The sequence below is a fragment of the Litorimonas sp. genome, from assembly GCA_029936425.1.
In the GTDB taxonomy this organism is placed as follows: Bacteria; Pseudomonadota; Alphaproteobacteria; order Caulobacterales; family Maricaulaceae; genus Litorimonas.
The window spans coordinates 1-1,698 of record JAPYSU010000094.1 but is presented as its reverse complement, the minus strand read 5'-3'; the positions used below and the strand labels follow the sequence as shown (position 1 = coordinate 1,698).

The following is a 1,698-nucleotide window of genomic DNA, read 5'->3' as shown; positions in this document are numbered from 1 at the left end:
CAGACGCTGCTCAGAGGTTGGTGAGACTTCACCAAAATCCCGTATTAATGTTCACGGCGCTCGACCTTACCCCTCGGTGGGTAATGTCCCCCGCTCCCCTGCCACCAGTTACCTCATAGAGGCTGGTGTGAATCCAAAGGCCATCGTGATCCTCTTGCTACTGATCTTTTGCCTTCAGGTCGTGGGAGGTCGTGCTTCGCACAACCTGACCCGACCTAGACGCGAGGTCACCAAGGACGACTGCGAGGAATCCTGCGGGGAGGACACGGAGCAGTCAAACAATACCACGGCTGGTGATGACCCCGTGTTTCCAAACCCCGCTCCTGATTTCCTGTCCTTCGTCAACATCTACTCCTACATTCAGTCCTCCTGGAAACATGTGTACGAGGCCCTCCGGCTCTCCACTCGGGAACCGACGATGAAGGCGGATACTGATGAGAGTCAGGAGTCCACTCTGACACTGAATTTCCTGAAACCTGAGACTTACGACACACTGCTTCAGGTGCACCTGAGACACATCTGTTCCCTCTTCGGCATGGCGAGTTACTCACCACTGTTCGACCCACACTCAAACGAAGGTGACTTCAAGTGTCCTAAGGCAAGCCAACCCCTGAACCAGGTGGATGGAGCTACCTCCAACAGAGCACTTCTCACGAAGCTTTCGCTACTCGTGTCACGATGGTCTCAGACAATTGACACACTCCACGTTGAACTTCACAAGGAAGAAGAGGCTAACTACCGCGGGCTAAGAGCGGCTGGCCTAACCAATGCCCTGCTGGAGCAGCTGCGACCCTTCACCCATCGCATAGGAACCTCGTTCTACCACGTGGTCATCCTCGACGATTTCGAGGAAGAAAACCACATTTACACTTTCTACACCGCCACAACGGCTGCAAAATCAATGGGGACCTACCTCATCACCCTCAGCCAACTTGAGTTTCTGGACCGTGCTGGGCTAAAACCAGGACTCCTCAAGCTCCTCACAAAAAATAAGAAATATTGGTTTTCCCACGGTCTGCAGTCTGCACTCCCGGAGGTCGCAAACGCAAAATGCCCTTCGTTCCAGAACACGATGACCGTTGCATTCTCCAGGTTTTGGACCTTTGACGAAACACTTTGCACCGAGGCCGACATGGGAATGATTGTATTGCTACCTCACAATCACGCATTAATTCCTACCGAACAGTCACGGATTAACCAACTTGACGCACAAATTCTGGGAATTATTGCTCTCATCACCGACATCCGGAGCATTGTAATGCAAGCCGATCCTGATTTCTTCGACTTGCTCCCCCCCGCTTTTGCGGAATACTACAACGCTTTGGACACATTCATCCTAGGTCGAGAGGAGGCGCATCTGTTTGGAAGCCTGGCGCATATCCACCAGTTATTCCTCAGTGTCCACGCAGACCTGACCGCGGCGCTGTTGTCTCGGCGGCTAAGTCGGGTCGAAAATTCCCTCAAATCCTATGCTGCTAACTTCCCCAGTCTAACCACATTCTTCAGTCTTCCCGACCTCATCCTCAACGGAAATACTCATACGCAGATGACACCCACCCAGATCCAAATTCACACGCTGATCATCGTCAATACACTGCTCGTCTTTGTGGCGCTGTGTTTCTTCTGCGTGGGTGGTCGTTGTGGTTGCCAGCGGGAGTCTCAAACGACCGGCTGCTGTGGTTTGTGGGGATGGCTCCC

1 protein-coding gene is annotated in these 1,698 nt (G+C 52.9%); it reads left to right on the top strand.

The annotated features are described in order from the left end of the window. Positions 1–127 precede the first annotated feature (127 nt). The coding region (locus ACN0IC_RS15300) for a hypothetical protein (protein WP_416879615.1) at positions 128–1,698 on the top strand (1,571 nt) is incomplete at its 3' end.